Raw genomic sequence first — 16,949 nt, forward strand, 5'->3', positions numbered from 1 at the left:
GGGCTTGCCCCCGATGGTGGCGTGTCAGTCACAGCTGTTTAAGCTGACACTCCCTCATCGGGGGCAAGCCCCCTCCCACACTTGGTCGCATTGCAATTGGAGGATCAGAAGAAGCCCAACGGGTTGATGTCGTAGCTCACCAGCAGGTTTTTGGTCTGCTGGTAGTGGTCCAGCATCATCTTGTGGTTCTCACGCCCCACACCCGACTTTTTGTAGCCGCCGAACGCCGCATGCGCCGGGTACAGGTGATAACAGTTGGTCCACACACGCCCGGCCTTGATCGCCCGGCCCATGCGGTAGGCGCGGTTGATGTCGCGGGTCCACAGGCCGGCGCCGAGGCCGAATTCGCTGTCGTTAGCGATGGCCAGGGCTTCGGCTTCGTCCTTGAAGGTGGTGATGCCCACCACCGGGCCGAAGATTTCCTCCTGGAACACGCGCATCTTGTTGTGGCCCTTGAGCAGGGTCGGCTGGATGTAATAGCCGCTGGACAGGTCGCCGTTCAGGTGTTCGGCCGCGCCGCCGGTGAGCAGCTCGGCGCCCTCCTCCTGGGCGATCTTGAGGTAGGACAGGATCTTGTCGTATTGCTGCTCGGACGCCTGGGCGCCGACCATGGTTTCGGTGTCCAGCGGGTTGCCGCGCTTGATCTTGACGATCTTCTTCATCACCTCGGCCATGAACGGCTCGTAGATCGACTCCTGCACCAGCGCCCGCGACGGGCAGGTGCACACTTCGCCCTGGTTGAAAAACGCCAGCACCAGGCCCTCGGCGGCTTTCTCGATAAACTGCGGCTCGGCACGCATGATGTCTTCGAAGAAGATGTTCGGCGACTTGCCGCCCAGCTCCACAGTGGACGGGATGATGTTCTCGGCGGCCGCATGCATGATGTGCGCGCCAATCGGCGTGGAGCCAGTAAAGGCGATCTTGGCGATGCGTTTGCTGGTGGCCAGGGCCTCCCCGGCTTCGCGTCCGAAGCCCTGCACAATATTGAGCACGCCCGGCGGCAGCAGGTCATTGATCAGCTCGGCGAACACCATGATCGACAGCGGCGTCTGCTCGGCCGGCTTGAGCACGATGCAGTTCCCGGCGGCCAGGGCCGGGGCGAGTTTCCACGCGGCCATCAGCAGCGGGAAGTTCCACGGAATGATCTGCCCGACCACACCCAACGGTTCGTGGAAGTGGTAAGCGGCGGTGTGTTCATTGATCTCGGCGGCGCCGCCTTCCTGGGCGCGGATGCAGCCGGCGAAATAACGGAAATGGTCGGCGGCCAGGGGCACGTCGGCGTTGAGGGTTTCACGTACGGCCTTGCCGTTGTCCCAGGTTTCGGCCACGGCCAGCACTTCGAGGTTTTGTTCGATGCGGTCGGCGATTTTCAGCAGCACCAGGGCGCGGTCCTGGGCCGAGGTCTTGCCCCAGGCATCGGCGGCGGCGTGGGCGGCATCCAGGGCTTTATCGATGTCGGCGGCGCTGGAGCGTGGGAATTCAGCAATCGCTTGGCCGGTGACCGGCGAGGTGTTGGTGAAGTACTCGCCGTTGATCGGTGCGACGAACTCGCCGCCGATGTAATTACCATAGCGCTGCTTGAAGCTGACGATGGCGCCAGGGGTGCCAGGTTGTGCGTAGATCATAGTAAAGCCTCTGTCTGGGTCCGGGCCTGTCGGTCAACAGGCGATCACCCGATAGTAAGGTGCCCCCACCGCCGGGCGAATGCGCCGTTGGCAGGAGGGCACTGCTCATTTGGTCGTAGAACTAGTGCTTGGCCACCAGGTCCTTGGGCAACTTGAAGGTCCAGAGCATGCCGCCCTGGTTGAAGTCCTTGATGCGCTTGGCCACTTCACCGCCCCACAGCGGCACCGCGCCGCCCCACCCGGAGACCACCGAGACATACTGCTCGCCGTCCATGTCCCAGGTAATCGGCGAGCCGAGCACGCCGGAGCCGGTCTGGAATTCCCAGACTTTCTCGCCGGTCTTGGCGTTGAACGCCTGCAGGAAACCTTCCGGCGTGCCGGTGAACACCAGGTTGCCCTTGGTGGTCAGTACCCCGCCCCACAGCGGCGCGAAGTTTTTGTGGCGCCAGACTTCCTTGCCGCTGACCGGGTCGATGGCGCGCAGCACGCCGATGTAGTCTTCGTTCAACGGTTTGATGGTGAACCCGGCGCCGAGGAACGCCGCGCCTTTCTTATAGGCGATGCCTTCGTTCCACATGTCCATGCCCCACTCGTTGGACGGCACATAGAACAGCCCGGTGTCGCGGTTGTAAGCCATGGGCATCCAGTTTTTCGCGCCGAGGAAGGCCGGCGCAACGAACACCGACGTGCCCTTGGCTTCACTGCCCGGCGCGCCGGGGCGGCTGGCTTCGTTGTAGATCGGCCGGCCGTTCTTATCCAGGCCGGTGGCCCAGGTGATCTTGTCGACAAACGGGAAGCCGCGGATGAACTTGCCGTTGGTGCGGTCCAGCACATAGAAGAAACCGTTGCGGTCGGCCGTGGCCGCGGCTTTGATTTCCTTGCCGCCCTCGGTGTAGTTGAACGACACCAGTTCGTTCACGCCGTCATAGTCCCAACCGTCGTGCGGCGTGCTCTGGAAGTGCCATTTGATGGTGCCGTCGTCCGGGTTGAGTGCCAGGCGCGAGGACGAGTAAAGGTTGTCGCCGGGGCGCAGGTGCGAGTTCCACGGTGCCGGGTTACCGGTGCCGAACAGCAGCAGGTTGGTTTCCGGGTCGTAGTAGCCGCCCAGCCACGGCGCCGCGCCGCCGGTTTTCCACAGGTCCCCCGGCCAGGTTTTACCCGCTTCGCCGCCGGAGATGCCGTTTTCCACGGCCTTGCCGTCCTTGTACACATAGCCCATATGGCCTTCGACCGTCGGGCGGGTCCACAGCAGGTCGCCGTTTTTCGGGTCGTAGGCTTCGATCTTGCCCACCACGCCGAATTCGCCGCCGGCCACGCCGGTGATCAGCTTGCCGTTGATCACCAGCGGCGCGGCGCTGATCGAGTAGCCTTCCTTGTGGTCGGCCACGCGCTTGCTCCACACCACCTTGCCGGTGTCTTTATTCAGAGCCACCAGTTTGGCGTCCAGGGTGCCGAAGAACACCAGGTCGCCGTACAGCGCCACCCCACGGTTGATCACATCGCAGCAGGGGCGAATGTCATCCGGCAGACGCGCATCGTACTGCCAGAGTTTCTTGCCGGTGCGCGCATCCACCGCGAACACCCGCGAATAGGAACCGGTGAGGTACATCACCCCGTCCTTGACCATCGGCTGCGCCTGCTGCCCGCGCTGTTTCTCGCCGCCGAAGGAGAACGCCCAGACCGGGCGCAGGTCCTTGACGTTGTCCACATTCAGAGTGTCCAGCGGGCTGTAGCGCTGGCCTTGCACACCCAGACCGTTGGTGACGATCTGCCCGGGGTTTTTCGGGTCCTGGAGAATGTCCTGATCGCTCACGGCGGCCATGGCCTGGCCGGATAACAGGATGGCACCGAGCAACACACTCAAGGCGAAGGGTTGGCGACGTGCGGGTTGGGTCATGACGGCTACCTCTGCGGTTTTTTGTTATACCCGGGAAATTTTCCCGGTCTGGTGCCGATTCTTGGGCGCAAGGGCGTTCGTCACAATTGACCGCAGTATCGAGATTGCTAGTTCCTTAGTAGCGGGTATCCAGCCGTTGCATCTGCGCGCGCTCGTAGCGCGGGTACAGGTGGCTGACGCTGCGGGTCAGTTCGTAGCGGCTCAGGTTGATCGCGGCAAAGCGTTCGGGGATGGGGCTGCGGATCAGCTCGGCCATGTCGCTGCCGTTGGCGGCGCCGTCGCGCAGCAGTTGATCGAGCCAGCCCAGGTAATCGCGCATTTGGGCGAACGGCTGCGCATCGGCGGCCACCGGGCCGTGGCCGGGCACGATCAGGGTCCAAGGCAAGGCTTGCAGGGTGTCGAGGTCGGCCTGCCACGCCGCCAGCCCCGGGCTATGGGGCGTGGTCAGGGCGCGCTGGTAGAACACCAAGTCGCCGGTGAACAGCACCCCGGTGCGCTGGTCGAGAATGGCCAGATCGGCGCCGGTATGCCCGGTCAGCGCCAGCAAGCGCAGGTCATGCTGGCCCACGCTCAATACACCGGCTTGCAGCGCCTGGGTCGGCAATACCACTTCGGTGCCGCGCATCCAGTCGCCGACCATGCGGTAGAGGTTTTCCGCCAGGCTGTCGCCCTGCTCGTGCAGCAAGCGCGTGGTGTCGGCCAGGGCGCCGATGGGCACGTCCTTGAACGCTTGGTTGCCCAGGGCGTGGTCAGGGTGATGGTGCGTGATCAGTACCTGGATCACCGGCTTGGGGGTGACTTGGGCGATGGCTTGGCGCAGCGCTTCGCCGTAGCGACGCGACGGCCCGGTGTCGATCACCACCACACCGGCCTCGGTGACGATAAAAGCGGTGTTGACGATATTGCCGCCATTGGCCTTGGCAAAGTTGTCGGTGCTGCCTTCGAGCAGCCAGGTGTCGGCGGCGATCAGCCGGGGCTTGAGGGCGTAGTCCAGGTCCGCCAGGGCGGGCAGGCTCAGGCCCAGGCATAACAAGAGAATCCAGCGCATGCCGCGCTCCTTCTGGTCAGGGGATGGCCGCGTCGAACTCATTGCCGCTGTTGTCGCGCAGCACCAGGCGAGTAGGCCCCGGTGCTTCGATGTCGAAGGCCAGATTGGGGTTCTCGCTGACCGCCGGGAACAATTCCAGCTCGGCCAGCACCTGATCGTCCTGGCCACGCAATTGCCCATGGTTGATAAAAAACTCAGGGATACCGCTGACCAGGCCGTTGTCCATCGGGTGCGCCACTTGCACGCGCACGCGGCTGAATTCGCCACGGGGGTAGCGCCCGCCGAGCACTTCGCCCAGATGCTCTTCCCAGCCCGGCTGGCTGCGCACCACACTGGGCGCGGTGCAGCCGCCGCCGGCCGCGTCGATCAGCGCCGACCCCACATGCCATATGCCGTCATCGGTAAGGACCGCGGCGCGCAACGGCGTGGCTTGCTCGATGCGGATGCGCAGCGCCAGCCACGGCAGCACCCCTTCCTTGGGCTGGAAGTCGACGATTTTCGGCAGCGGGTTCAGTTCGGCCCAGGCCAGGATTCTCACCACATGCCCCTTGAACGCCCGCGCGTCGATTTCCAGCGGCACCTGGCGCGCATCCTCGGCGAACGGCGGCGCCAGCAGCTTGACCCGCGCGTCGAACACGAACGGCGCGTCGGCCAGCAGTTGCTTGTGGTAGAAGGCCCACATCACCGAGGGCACCGGGTCGACCTCCACGGCATGGGCGGCCAGTGGCAGCCAGCAGGCCAGGATGCAGCTCAGTCGCCAGTTCATCGCCTGCTCCTATTGGTACATGTCGGGCACTTCGTAGCGCAGGCCGTAGTGGCGGTAGATCGCCTGCAAACGGCCGTCGCGGATCAGACCTTCAAGGGCTTCTTCCACCGCATAGGCCAACTGGCGATTGCTTTCGTGCACCGCCATGCCGATCTCCCAGCGTTGCCGCCCCATGTTCGGGTAGGCGTTTTCCGCCAAGGCCAGTTGCGGGTCATGGGCCTGCTGCACCTGCCAGTCGATTTCCCCGCGCATGGCCATGACCGCATCGACCTTGCCGGCGCGCATCGCCGCAAACGCCTGGGTCACACCGGGGTAATGATGGGTGCTGGCCGCGAGTTGGCCGTTGAACACCGAGGTCAGGTAGAACGATGGCACGCTGTCGACTTCGACACCGATGGGGTGTTTCTGGAACACCGCCACACTGGCGACCTTATCCAGGCGCCGGCGGTCGTAGGCCACCTGCCATTGTTCGTTCTGGTACGGGCCGAACATCACCACCTGGCCGTTTTCCAGTTCGCCTTGATCGTTGCGCCGTTGTGCGTAGTCGTGGTCGTAGGGCGCGCGCAGCATCAGGTCGGCCAGCTGATGGTGATGCAAGGGGCTGCCGCGCCAGATGTAGTCGCGCAGGTCGTCGTCGAGCTTTTCGCCGGCCGGCGCCCAGATCAACTTGAGCCGCACACCGAGCGCCTCGGCCAGGGCCTGGGCCAGTTCCACGTCAACGCCTCGGGGGGTGGCGCCGTCCTCGAAACTGTAGGGAGCAAAGTCCTTGTACACCGCCACTTTGATTTCGCCGGCGGCGATCATCTGGTCATAGCTGCGCACCTGCGCCTGCGCCGTGTGGCAGCACAGCAAGGCCAGGCCCAGCACCACGGCAAACAGGCGCATGGCATCACTCCTCGACGTGCACGCTGTCCAGGTAGGTGCGCACCGCCCACAAGGCTTCCTGGCTCAGGTAGTCGGCCATCTTCGGCATGTATACCCGGCCGTCGCGCACCGCGCCATGGCGTACGCGCTCGACAAACCATTCATCACCGGCCTCTCCCACATCCAGCATGCGCAGGTCCGGGGCGATGCCGCCGGATTTGGCTTCCAGGCCGTGGCAGGCGGCGCAGTTCTGGTTGAAGGCGGACGAGCCGATTTCCACGGCTTTGTCATGTTCGGGCGAATTGCGATAGGGGTTGACCGCCGCCCAGCCGTCCTCGTTGACCGGCACGCCGGCATCTTTGATGGAGGTCAGGCCTTTGGTTTCCACCGCTTGCGGGACCACGTTGCCATGGGCCCAGGCGGCCCCGGCACCAAGCACACCGACCAGCAGACCGGCGACGAGCAAGGCATTGTGTGTTGTTGTCATTGTTTTTGCCCTCAGGATTGCACGCAACACCTCATTGCAGAGGCTCTGGCAACCATCTTAGAAACCCCGGGGCGCGGGCCGTATGCTGCTTTGGTGGTCGCGCCCTCCTCCCTTGGTAGTAGGGCTTGTGGGGCACGCCTAAAACAGCGGCGGCGCGGGAAATCTTCCCGGCCACGGCGGGCGTTTTTCCGTATCCGGCCAGCGCCGCGCACCGCACCCTGTGCAGGTCAAAACCGACACTGGGAACTGCAACCATGACAATAAGATCGCTACCCGTCCGTTCACCCTTGAGCCTTGCCGTGCAGGCCCTGCTGCTGGCCGGCAGCCTGGGCCTGGGCACCGCCGCCCTTGCCGCCGAACCGCCACGCCAGACCCGCGCGGTCACCTGGGAAGACATCGCCAATGACCACCTGAGCACCCAGGACGTGCTGCAATACGGCATGGGCACCAACGCCCAGCGCTGGAGCCCGTTGGCCAAGGTCAACGACAAGAACGTGTTCAAACTCACCCCGGCCTGGTCCTATTCGTTCGGCGACGAAAAACAACGCGGCCAGGAATCCCAGGCCATCGTCAGCGACGGCGTGGTCTACGTCACCGGCTCCTATTCCCGTGTGTTCGCCCTCGACGCCAAGACCGGCAAACGCCTGTGGACCTACAACCACCGCCTGCCCGACAACATTCGCCCGTGCTGCGATGTGGTCAACCGCGGCGCGGCGATCTTCGGCGACAAAATCTACTTCGGCACCCTCGACGCACGGCTTATCGCCCTCGACAAAACCACCGGCAAAGTGGTGTGGAACAAGAAATTCGGCGACCACGCCGCCGGCTACACCCTTACCGGCGCGCCGGTGCTGATCAAGGACAAGGTCAGCGGCAAGGTGCTGCTGATCCACGGCAGTTCCGGCGATGAATTCGGCGTGGTCGGCCAGTTGTATGCGCGTGACCCGGACACCGGCGAAGAGGTGTGGATGCGCCCCTTCGTCGAAGGCCATATGGGCCGTCTCAACGGCAAGGACAGCACGCCGACCGGCGACGTGAAGGCGCCGTCATGGCCGGATGATCCAAGTACACCCACCGGCAAAGTCGAGGCCTGGAGCCACGGCGGCGGCGCACCTTGGCAGAGCGCGAGCTTCGATGCCGAAACCAACACGATCATCGTCGGCGCCGGCAACCCCGGCCCGTGGAATACCTGGGCGCGCACCGCCAAGGACGGCAACCCCCACGACTTCGACAGCCTCTATACGTCCGGGCAGGTCGGCGTCGACCCCAGCACCGGTGAGGTGAAATGGTTCTACCAGCACACCCCCAACGATGCCTGGGATTTTTCCGGCAACAACGAGTTGGTGCTGTTCGACTACAAAACCCAGGACGGCAAAACCGTCAAGGCCACCGGCCACGCCGACCGCAACGGTTTTTTCTACGTGGTCGACCGCAGCAACGGCAAGTTGCAGAACGCCTTCCCCTTCGTCGACAACATCACTTGGGCCAGCCATATCGACCTGAAGACCGGGCGCCCGGTGGAGAACCCAGGCCAGCGCCCAGCCAAGCCATTGCCGGGGGAAACCAAGGGCAAAGCGGTGGAAGTCTCGCCACCGTTCCTGGGCGGCAAAAACTGGAACCCCATGGCTTACAGTCAGGACACCGGCCTGTTCTACATCCCCGGCAACCAGTGGAAAGAGGATTACTGGACCGAAGAGGTCAACTACAAAAAAGGCTCGGCGTACCTGGGCATGGGGTTCCGCATCAAGCGTATGTATGACGACCACGTCGGCACCCTGCGCGCGATGAACCCCACCACCGGCAAAGTGGTGTGGGAGCACAAGGAAGCTCTGCCGCTGTGGGCCGGCGTGCTGGCGACCAAAGGCAACCTGGTCTTCACCGGCACCGGCGACGGTTTCTTCAAAGCCTTCGACGCCAAAACCGGAGAGGAGCTGTGGAAGTTCCAGACCGGCAGCGGCATCGTCTCGCCGCCGATCACCTGGGAACAGGAAGGCGAGCAGTACATCGGCGTTACCGTCGGCTACGGCGGCGCGGTGCCGTTGTGGGGTGGCGACATGGCCGAGTTGACCAAACCGGTGGCTCAGGGCGGGTCGTTCTGGGTGTTCAAGATCCCGAGTTGGGATAACAAGACCGCGCAAAAATAACCCCCCGGCGAGAATACCGGGCCACCTTTTGCAGCAAGCGGCTCCCCGGTGGTGAGCAGGCTTGCCCTGCGCTCGGCTGCGCAGCAGTCGTAGACCTGAGCGCAGGGAGGTGCTGGAGGAATGCCAGGGCCGCTGCGCAGCCCAGCGCGGGCGGTGCGACGATTCGACAAGCCCGCTAACCAGAACAAGCTCGCTCACCACAGGATCCCCAGAGGTCGCACGATGAACTACCTGCCCTTGTTACTCCTGCTCTGCCTGCCCCTGGCGCACGCCGACGATGGCGACGACACTCCGCTCGTTATCAATGGCTGCACCATCGCCGAACACAGCCAATGCCCCGGCGCCAACCTCAAGGGTGCCAACCTGCGCAACCAGAACCTGAGCAAAATGAACCTGGCCGGCGCCGACCTGCGCGAGGCGGATTTACGCCATGCCAACCTCGACCTGGCCAACCTGGAAAAAGCCCAATTGCAGGGCGCCAACCTGACCCGCGCCAGCCTGCAACAAAGCAACCTGCGCCTGGCCGACTTTACCGGCGCCACGTTGATGGCCGTGCAAGGCTGGGGGCTGTTCGCCCAGGGCGCGCAGTTCGAAAACGCCAACCTCAGCGCGGCCTATCTGCAATTTGCGCGGCTTTCCGGGGCGAAGATGCACAAGGTCAACCTGCGTGCGGCCGATCTGGAAATGACCTGGCTGAGCAAGGCCGACCTGCAAAGTGCCGACCTCAGCGATGCGAATTTGCAGGAAGCCAAGTTCGGTGAGAGCAACCTGGAACAGGCCACCCTCACCGGCAGTCGCCAGCACTACGCGAACTTCCAGGACGCCAATATGGAAGGCTGTACGGATTGCCCCACCACTTGGGATCGCTAGAACACTACTGAACCTGAGAAAAGTGAGGTTTTTAGGGTGAGCAGGCTTGGCCTGCTCATCAGGGCGTATCAGTCGTTGCCTCTGCACGCACCCGGTTATCCAGCCACTCGCACCACTCCCATATCGATCCCCAGGTGCACCAGCTCGGCATGGGAACTGACCTGCAATTTGCTCTTGAGCAAGGTCAGGTGGTTGGACACGGTCTTGCTGCTGATACTCAGTTGTTCGGCGATCTGGCGCATCGGCGTGCCCTTGGCCAGCATCAGGAAAATCTCCAGTTCACGCGGCGTCATGCCCTGCCAACGCTGATCGCCGGGGGTGTAGGCCAGTTCGGTGGCCAGGGCCTGTTCGATATAAGCGTGACCGTCAAGGATGCGCCGCACCGCTTCGATCAACACCTCGGGGGCCGAGCTTTTGGTCAGGTAGCCCGAAGCGCCCGCGTCCAGGGCCTGGCGCACCAGGGGCAGTTCATCGTGCATGCTGAAAAACAGCACTCGCAGTTGCGGCAGGCGCTGGCGCAGGCGGCGCAGGGTTTCCAGGCCGCTGATGCCGGGCAACCCGACATCCATGATCACCAGGTTCGGCACGGCCTCCTGCACGCGTAGCAGTGCGTCTTCGCCACTGGCGGCTTCACGCACGTCAATGGCCGGCAACACGGCACGCAACAGGCTGGCGTAGCCCTGACGCACCACGGCATGGTCGTCCACCAAGAGAATATTCATGACACCTCCAACGGCATGTTCAGCGCCAGCGCCCAACCGGCGCCGGGATGGCTAAGGACGCTCAGTTCGCCGCCCAGGCAGCGCGCGCGTTCGCCCATCGAGTACAAGCCCACACCCGGACGCTGCGGCGGCTGGGCACCGCGCCCGTTATCCCGTACCCACAGGCGCAAACGCGCACCCCGACACTGCAGGCGCACCCGCACCTGGCTGGCCTCGGCGTGCCGCAGCACATTGGTCAGGGCCTCTTGCAGCAGGCGATACAGATGGGTCTTGCTGGTGCTCGATAACGCCGGTAAGTCGGGGCTGACTCGCAGCTGGCATTCGATGCCATGGCGGGTTTGCCACTGGCTTACCAGCATCGCAAATGCCTCGCCCAGCGGCAGGTGTTGCAGGGCCACCGGATACAGGTCGTGGACCAGCGCGCGAAAGCCTTGCTGAAGGTGTTCACAGTGATCCTCCAACTTCGCCACCGTGCGCGCCACCAAGGCCGGTTGGTCGCTGACCAGCCGTAGCAGGCAGGCCTGGGCACGAATACCGGCCAGGTATTGGCCGAGGTCGTCGTGCAGGGTCTGGGCCAGCTGGGTGCGCTCCTGTTCCTGTACCGCCAGCAAGGTGTGGGTGAGTTGGGTGTTGTCGCGTCGGGCTTGCTCCAGGGCGTCGGTCATACGGTTGAAGTGCAGCGCCAACTGCCGCGCCTCCGGCGAACCCTGGGTGCGCAGGCGCACGTTGAGCTGGCCGGCGCACACCTGTTGCAGGGCGCGCAGCAAGGCGTCCAGCACACCCATGCCCCGGCGCACGGCCCAGCGGATCGTCAACAGGCTCACCAGCAGCGCCAGCCCGCACAGGCTGAGCAACTGCTGCACGGAGTCCCAGACTTCATCGATCTCATCCCGTGGGTCGACGGCAATGGACACGCGCCGGCCATCGGCTAAGTCCAGCACCCGCGCGGTGTGCTGTGCGGGAGTCAAGACCCAGCGCCCGAGCCAGGCATCTAGCCCGGTTTGTTCGGGCGCAGGTGGGGTTTGGCCGGCGGCCAGCCAGTAGACGCGCACATGGCGCAGGCTGGCAGTCAGCTGTGGTTGCAGGCTGGCGGGGTCGCGCTCGGCGGTGTCGCCCAGGTAGGCCACCACCGCCGCGGCCGATTGCAATTCGCGCTCCACGTCCGCCAAGGCTTGGTGCAGCAGCAGCGCCATACACGCGCCGGTCACCAAGGTGAAGAAGCCGCACACCCACAGGTTGATGCGCCACAGGGCCGACAGCCCAGGCCGGGCGGTGAAGACGCGCATGCTCGTGTCACTCCTGTGAATGAGGCTAGGGTGACCCATGCTAAGACCGCCGCGCGCCGGCGCGGCTACTACCTTGGTACTGCCTCAGCGCTACTTTCTGCATATTTGCAGCGGGCACGGGGCTTCCTATGCTGGCGCTACCTGTCATGGAGTGCCTTATGCGCCAGTTCGCCCCCTACGCCGTGATCTGCCTGCTGGCAATTGCCTGGGCTAGCCACGGCCAGGCCGCCGAAGCGCCCTTGCAGGTGCAGATCGGCTACCTGGGCTATCGGCCCGACCCGGGGCCACTGCTCTCCAATGTAATCCCCGAGCCCGCCGATGCCGGTCAACGCGGTGCCGAGCTGGCGATCATCGACAGCAACAGCACCGGCGCATTTCTCAACCAGCGCTACAGCCTGACCAGCGCCAGCGTGGACAGCCCCGAAGCGCTGCTCGCCGCGGCCCAAGCCCAACACGCACAGGGCCTGCGCCTGTTCGTGGTGAATGCCCCCGCCGCCAGCCTGCGCCAGCTCAGTGCCGCCCTACCCGACAGCCTGCTGTTCAACGCCGGCAGCGCCGATGACCGCTTGCGCAGCACCGAGTGCCTGGCCAATGTGCTGCATACCCTGCCCAGCCGCGCCATGCTCGCCGATGCCCTGGCGCAGTTTCTGGTGCTGCGCAAATGGCAGAAGGCGTTGCTGATTGTTGGCCCCACCGAAGACGACCAAGCCTACGCCGCTGCCCTGCGCCGCGCCGCCAAACGCTTCGGCGTGCAGCTGGTCGCGGAAAAAGCCTGGCGCTTCGATAACGACCAACGCCGCAGCGCCCAAGCCGATATGCCGCTGTTCACCCAGACCGCCGAATACGACGTGGTGCTGGTGGCCGACGAGCGCGGTGACTTCGGCGAATACGTGCCCTATCAAACCTGGTATCCGCGCCCGGTCGCCGGCACCCAGGGCCTCACGCCCACCGGCTGGCACAAAACCGTGGAAACTTACGGCGCCGCCCAATTGCAAAAGCGCTTCGAAGCCCTGGCCGGACGCTGGATGAACGACCGCGATTTCGCCGCCTGGATGGCCGTGCGCAGCGTTGCCAGCGCGGTGAATAAACTGCATCAGGTCGACCCCCAGGCAATCCGGCAACTGGAGCTGAGCGAGCAGTTGCCCCTGGATGGTTTCAAGGGCCGCAAGCTCAGTTACCGCGCCTGGAACGGCCAGTTGCGCCAACCGATTCCCATCGTGCAGCCGCGCGCCCTGGTCAGCACTTCGCCCCAGGACGGCTTCCTGCACCCCACTAATGAAATGGACAGCCTGGGTTACGACCAACCCGAGGTGACCTGCCGCTTTCCCTGATCGCCCACAATAATAAGGAACTCGCCATGCGCCGCACCCTGCTCTCATGCGCCCTGCTGCTTGCCGCCGGGCATGCCATGGCCAACACCGCCTGGGTCTCCAACGAGAAAGACAACAGCCTGAGCCTGATCGACCTGAACACCCTGCAGGTCACCGACACCCTCAAGGTCGGCCAGCGCCCACGGGGCTTGCTGCTGTCCCATGACAATAAGCTGCTGTACATCTGCGCCAGCGACTCGGACCGCGTGCAGGTGATGGACGTGGCCACGCGCAAGATCATCAAGGAACTGCCCTCCGGCAAAGACCCCGAGCAGTTCGCCCTGCACCCCAATAACCGCTGGTTGTATGTGTCCAACGAGGACGATGCGCTGGTCACGGTGATCGACACCGAGACCGCCAAGGTGCTCGGCCAGATCAGCGTCGGCGTGGAACCCGAAGGCATGGCGGTGAGCCCGGACGGCAAGTGGGCGGTCAACACCAGTGAAACCACCAACATGCTGCACTGGATCGACACCAGCACCCAGACCCTGGCCGACAGCACCCTGGTGGATCAACGCCCGCGCTTTGTCGAATTCAGCCACGACGGCGCGCAGCTGTGGGCCTCGGCGGAAATCGGCGGCACCGTGACCATTCTCGATGTGGCCAGCCGCAAGGTGCTCAAGACCCTGACGTTCGCCATCAAGGGTGTGCACCCGGACAAGGTGCAGCCGGTCGGCATCAAACTCAGCGCCGACGGTAAGTACGGATTTGTCGCCCTCGGCCCGGCCAACCATGTGGCGGTGATCGACGCCAAGACCTTCGAGGTGCTCGATTATCTGTTGGTGGGCCGCCGCGTATGGCAGCTGGCGTTCACCCCGGATCAAAAACAACTGCTGGCCACCAACGGCGTCAGCGGCGATGTGTCGGTGATCGATGTGGACAGCCTGAAGGTGATCAAGTCGATCAAAGTGGGGCGCTATCCGTGGGGCGTGGTGGTCACGCCATGACCGCCCTGACCGTGCAGGACCTGAGCTTCGCCTACGGCCCACGTCAGGCCCTGTGCGAGGTAGGTTTCAGCCTGGCGCCAGGGCGCTTTGCCGCGCTGCTGGGGCCTAACGGTGCCGGCAAATCCACCTTGATCGCGTTGCTCACGCGCCTGTATCACCTGCAACGCGGCGAGATCCACGTTGGCGGCCACTCCCTGCGCGACGCACCGCGAGCAGCCCTCAAAGAGCTGGGGGTGGTGTTCCAGCAAAGCACCCTGGACCTGGACCTGAGCGTGGAACAGAACCTGCGCTATCACGCCGCGTTGCATGGCTTGTCACGCCGGCATACCGACCTGCGCGTCGAGGCTGAGTTGGCACGCCAGGGCCTCAGCGAGCGACGCCGTGAAAAGGTCCGCGCACTCAACGGCGGGCACCGGCGCCGCGTGGAAATCGCCCGCGCCCTGCTGCATGAGCCGCGCCTGCTGTTGCTGGACGAAGCCAGCGTCGGCCTCGACCCGGCCAGCCGCCTGGGGTTGAACCAGCATGTGCGCCAGCTGTGCCGGGAGCACGATCTGAGCGTGTTGTGGACCACGCACCTGCTCGATGAAGTGCACGCCGACGACGCGCTGATGATCCTGCATCAGGGCCGGTTGGTGGCCAGCGGGCAAGTCGACGCGCTGGTGCAGGAACATGACGGCGATCTGGGTCGTCTGTTCGCCGGCCTGACCCGCCCCACCGCAACGGGAGCGCCAGCATGAATGCGTATTGGCAGTGCCTGCGCGGCATCGTGCTGCGCGAATGGCTGCGGTTTGTGTTGCAGCGCACGCGGTTTCTCAGCGCCCTGGTGCGGCCGCTGTTGTGGCTGGTGGTGTTCGCCGCCGGGTTTCGCGCCGCGTTGGGCATCTCGGTGATCGAACCCTACGACACCTACATCCCTTACGAGGTGTACATCATTCCAGGGCTGGCCTGCATGATCCTGCTGTTCAACGGCATGCAAGGCTCGCTGGCGATGGTCTACGACCGGGAGATGGGCAGCATGCGCGTGTTGCTGACCAGCCCGCTGCCACGCACGTTTTTGCTGTGCAGCAAGTTGCTGGCCACGGCGTTGATTTCCCTGTTGCAGGTGTATGGGTTCCTGGCGATTGCCTGGGTCTACGGCGTGCAGCCGCCGGCCATGGGGCTGTTGCTGGCCTTGCCCGCATTGTTGCTGGTGGCGCTGATGCTCAGTGCGCTAGGGCTGTTGCTGTCCAATGGGATCCGTCAGTTGGAGAACTTCGCCGGGGTGATGAATTTCGTGATTTTCCCGCTGTTTTTCCTGTCGTCGGCGCTGTATCCGCTGTGGAAGATGCGCGATGCCAGCCAATGGCTGTACTGGCTGTGCGCGGTCAACCCGTTCACCCACGCGGTGGAGCTGGTGCGCTTCGCCCTGTATGAACGTCTGGCCGGCCTGGCCCTGGCGGTCTGTCTGGGCTTGACCGTGCTGTTCACCCTGCTGGCAGTGCTGACCTTCAACCCGCAACACGCGGCGTTGCGCAAACCGGGCTGAGGCCGGCAAAACTACTACTTTGGTACTGGTTTTGCTGTCTATCGTCGCATTCCCAAGGGCGTGGGACTCACGTGTAATGGGCGCATAACGATAAGGATTGCCCCGCCATGCTGCCCGCCCGATTGCCCCTGCTGGCCCTGCTGTGCCTGCTCACCGCCCAGGCCCAGGCCGACACGCCACTGTTTTCCGCCGACGGTTATCGCATCAGCCTGTACCGCAGCCCTACGCCCGAGCATGTGTCGGGAGCGACCATCGTCGACACTCCCGCCCTGCAAGCCTTGCTCGGCCAGGTGCCCGCACCGGTGCTGATCGACGTTTACCGTCGCCAATGGCTGCAAGGCCGCTTTATCGAAGACCAACCCCACGCCAACCTGCCCGGCAGCCGTTGGCTGGCCAATACCGGCGACGGCGACCTGACGCCGGAATGGCAAGGTTATTTCGTGCGGCACCTGTACAAGTACACCGGCGGCGACCTGTCGCGCCCGCTGGTGTTCTATTGCCGCTCCGATTGCTGGCTGAGTTGGAACGCGGTAAAACGTGCCGCCAACCTGGGCTATACCTCTGTGTATTGGTACCGCGACGGCTTGGATGCGTGGGAAGCGGCAAACCTGCCAGTGACGGCTGCGACACCCGAGCCTTTTCAATAACCACTACAAGAAGGTGAACGGCCATGTACAAAATCCTGATTGCCGACGATCACCCGCTGTTTCGCGAGGCGATCCATAACGTCATCAGCGACGGCTTCCCCGGCAGCGAAGTGATGGAAACCGCCGACCTGGACAGTGCCCTGGCCCTGACCCAGGAACACGACGACCTCGACCTGATCCTGCTCGATCTGAACATGCCGGGCATGCACGGGCTCAACGGCCTGATCAACCTGCGCAATGAGTCTCCAACCATCCCGGTGGTGATCGTTTCTGCCGAGCAGGACAAGCAGATCGTGCTGCAAGCCATCACCTATGGCGCGGTGGGGTTTATCACCAAGTCCTCGCCGCGCCTGCAAATGACCGAGGCGATCCAGCAGATTCTCAACGGCAATGTGTACCTGCCGCCGGACATCATCCGCACCCAAAAACCCGGCGCCCAGCGCCGCCTCAACGAAAACCCGGGCTTCGCCCCCGAACTGCTGCAAGCCCTGACCCGCAAACAATTGCTGGTGCTCGAACGCATGACTAAAGGCGAGTCGAACAAACAGATCGCCTACACATTGGAAATCGCCGAGACCACGGTGAAAGCCCATGTATCGGCCATCTTGCGCAAGCTCAATGTACACAACCGCGTACAGGCCATCCTCAGCGCCGGCGACATCGACTTCGGCTCCTACCTGCGCCGCTGAGCCTCCAGACAAACGCGGGGCGAAAGGTGGGAGGGAGCCTGTCCCCGATAGCAGGGGTTCAG

Annotated in this window: 16 protein-coding genes; 8 read left to right on the plus strand and 8 right to left on the minus strand. The window is 64.0% G+C overall.

Going from position 1 to position 16,949, the window contains the following annotated elements; genetic code table 11:
• Window positions 1-104: 104 nt before the first annotated feature.
• The 6 genes from exaC to pedF all read right to left on the minus strand — a co-directional run bounded on the left by exaC (window position 105) and on the right by pedF (window position 6,687).
• On the minus strand, window positions 105-1,625 hold the full coding sequence (gene exaC / locus YA0848_RS22400; RefSeq protein WP_034138661.1) for an acetaldehyde dehydrogenase ExaC: 1,521 nt from the start codon (window positions 1,623-1,625) through the stop codon (window positions 105-107).
• A 121-nt stretch (window positions 1,626-1,746) separates the two neighbouring features.
• On the minus strand, window positions 1,747-3,522 hold the full coding sequence (locus YA0848_RS22405; RefSeq protein WP_034098916.1) for a PQQ-dependent methanol/ethanol family dehydrogenase: 1,776 nt from the start codon (window positions 3,520-3,522) through the stop codon (window positions 1,747-1,749).
• Window positions 3,523-3,637: 115 nt separating this feature from the next.
• Complete coding sequence (locus YA0848_RS22410) at window positions 3,638-4,570, minus strand: quinoprotein relay system zinc metallohydrolase 1 (protein ID WP_047882597.1); 933 nt, start codon at window positions 4,568-4,570, stop codon at window positions 3,638-3,640.
• 16 nt (window positions 4,571-4,586) lie between these two features.
• Complete coding sequence (locus YA0848_RS22415) at window positions 4,587-5,336, minus strand: quinoprotein dehydrogenase-associated SoxYZ-like carrier (protein ID WP_034098920.1); 750 nt, start codon at window positions 5,334-5,336, stop codon at window positions 4,587-4,589.
• A 9-nt stretch (window positions 5,337-5,345) separates the two neighbouring features.
• Window positions 5,346-6,221, minus strand: coding sequence for a substrate-binding periplasmic protein (locus YA0848_RS22420; RefSeq protein WP_034110973.1), 876 nt, complete (start codon window positions 6,219-6,221; stop codon window positions 5,346-5,348).
• A 4-nt stretch (window positions 6,222-6,225) separates the two neighbouring features.
• Window positions 6,226-6,687 (minus strand): cytochrome c-550 PedF, encoded by a 462-nt coding sequence (gene pedF, locus YA0848_RS22425; RefSeq protein WP_034098924.1) that lies wholly within the window; start codon window positions 6,685-6,687, stop codon window positions 6,226-6,228.
• A 254-nt stretch (window positions 6,688-6,941) separates the two neighbouring features.
• On the opposite strand from pedF, the gene exaA reads away from it, so the two are divergent.
• Both exaA and YA0848_RS22435 read left to right on the plus strand, forming a co-directional pair.
• Window positions 6,942-8,831 carry a quinoprotein ethanol dehydrogenase gene (exaA, locus tag YA0848_RS22430; protein ID WP_034110975.1) on the plus strand — a complete coding sequence of 630 codons (1,890 nt, stop codon included), beginning with the start codon at window positions 6,942-6,944 and terminating at the stop codon, window positions 8,829-8,831.
• 222 nt (window positions 8,832-9,053) lie between these two features.
• Complete coding sequence (locus YA0848_RS22435; protein WP_169903420.1) at window positions 9,054-9,701, plus strand: pentapeptide repeat-containing protein; 648 nt, start codon at window positions 9,054-9,056, stop codon at window positions 9,699-9,701.
• 95 nt (window positions 9,702-9,796) lie between these two features.
• Here the strand turns inward: YA0848_RS22435 and YA0848_RS22440 are convergent, their stop codons facing one another.
• Both YA0848_RS22440 and YA0848_RS22445 read right to left on the minus strand, forming a co-directional pair.
• Window positions 9,797-10,423: a response regulator transcription factor gene (locus tag YA0848_RS22440; protein ID WP_034098927.1), complete on the minus strand. Its 627-nt coding sequence runs from the start codon at window positions 10,421-10,423 to the stop codon at window positions 9,797-9,799.
• A complete protein-coding gene (locus YA0848_RS22445; protein ID WP_040269583.1) occupies window positions 10,420-11,682 on the minus strand; it encodes a sensor histidine kinase in 1,263 nt (420 codons plus the stop codon). The genes YA0848_RS22440 and YA0848_RS22445 overlap by 4 nt, the downstream gene beginning before the upstream one ends.
• 185 nt (window positions 11,683-11,867) lie before the next feature.
• On the opposite strand from YA0848_RS22445, the gene YA0848_RS22450 reads away from it, so the two are divergent.
• The 6 genes from YA0848_RS22450 to YA0848_RS22475 all read left to right on the plus strand — a co-directional run bounded on the left by YA0848_RS22450 (window position 11,868) and on the right by YA0848_RS22475 (window position 16,887).
• On the plus strand, window positions 11,868-13,040 hold the full coding sequence (locus tag YA0848_RS22450) for an ABC transporter substrate-binding protein (protein WP_169903419.1): 1,173 nt from the start codon (window positions 11,868-11,870) through the stop codon (window positions 13,038-13,040).
• A 26-nt stretch (window positions 13,041-13,066) separates the two neighbouring features.
• On the plus strand, window positions 13,067-14,026 hold the full coding sequence (locus tag YA0848_RS22455) for a YVTN family beta-propeller repeat protein (protein WP_047882600.1): 960 nt from the start codon (window positions 13,067-13,069) through the stop codon (window positions 14,024-14,026).
• Window positions 14,023-14,763 carry an ABC transporter ATP-binding protein gene (locus YA0848_RS22460; protein ID WP_169903418.1) on the plus strand — a complete coding sequence of 247 codons (741 nt, stop codon included), beginning with the start codon at window positions 14,023-14,025 and terminating at the stop codon, window positions 14,761-14,763. Before YA0848_RS22455 ends, YA0848_RS22460 begins: the two co-directional genes overlap by 4 nt.
• Window positions 14,760-15,551: an ABC transporter permease gene (locus tag YA0848_RS22465; protein ID WP_034098933.1), complete on the plus strand. Its 792-nt coding sequence runs from the start codon at window positions 14,760-14,762 to the stop codon at window positions 15,549-15,551. The genes YA0848_RS22460 and YA0848_RS22465 overlap by 4 nt, the downstream gene beginning before the upstream one ends.
• A gap of 107 nt (window positions 15,552-15,658) precedes the next feature.
• Window positions 15,659-16,198 carry a PQQ-dependent catabolism-associated CXXCW motif protein gene (locus YA0848_RS22470; protein ID WP_034110990.1) on the plus strand — a complete coding sequence of 180 codons (540 nt, stop codon included), beginning with the start codon at window positions 15,659-15,661 and terminating at the stop codon, window positions 16,196-16,198.
• Between the two features lie 23 nt (window positions 16,199-16,221).
• Window positions 16,222-16,887 carry a response regulator transcription factor gene (locus YA0848_RS22475; RefSeq protein ID WP_034098938.1) on the plus strand — a complete coding sequence of 222 codons (666 nt, stop codon included), beginning with the start codon at window positions 16,222-16,224 and terminating at the stop codon, window positions 16,885-16,887.
• Window positions 16,888-16,949 lie beyond the last annotated feature (62 nt).

Origin of the sequence: Pseudomonas sp. S4_EA_1b (assembly GCF_016307435.1) — a bacterium.
Classification (GTDB): domain Bacteria; phylum Pseudomonadota; class Gammaproteobacteria; order Pseudomonadales; family Pseudomonadaceae; genus Aquipseudomonas; species Aquipseudomonas rhodesiae.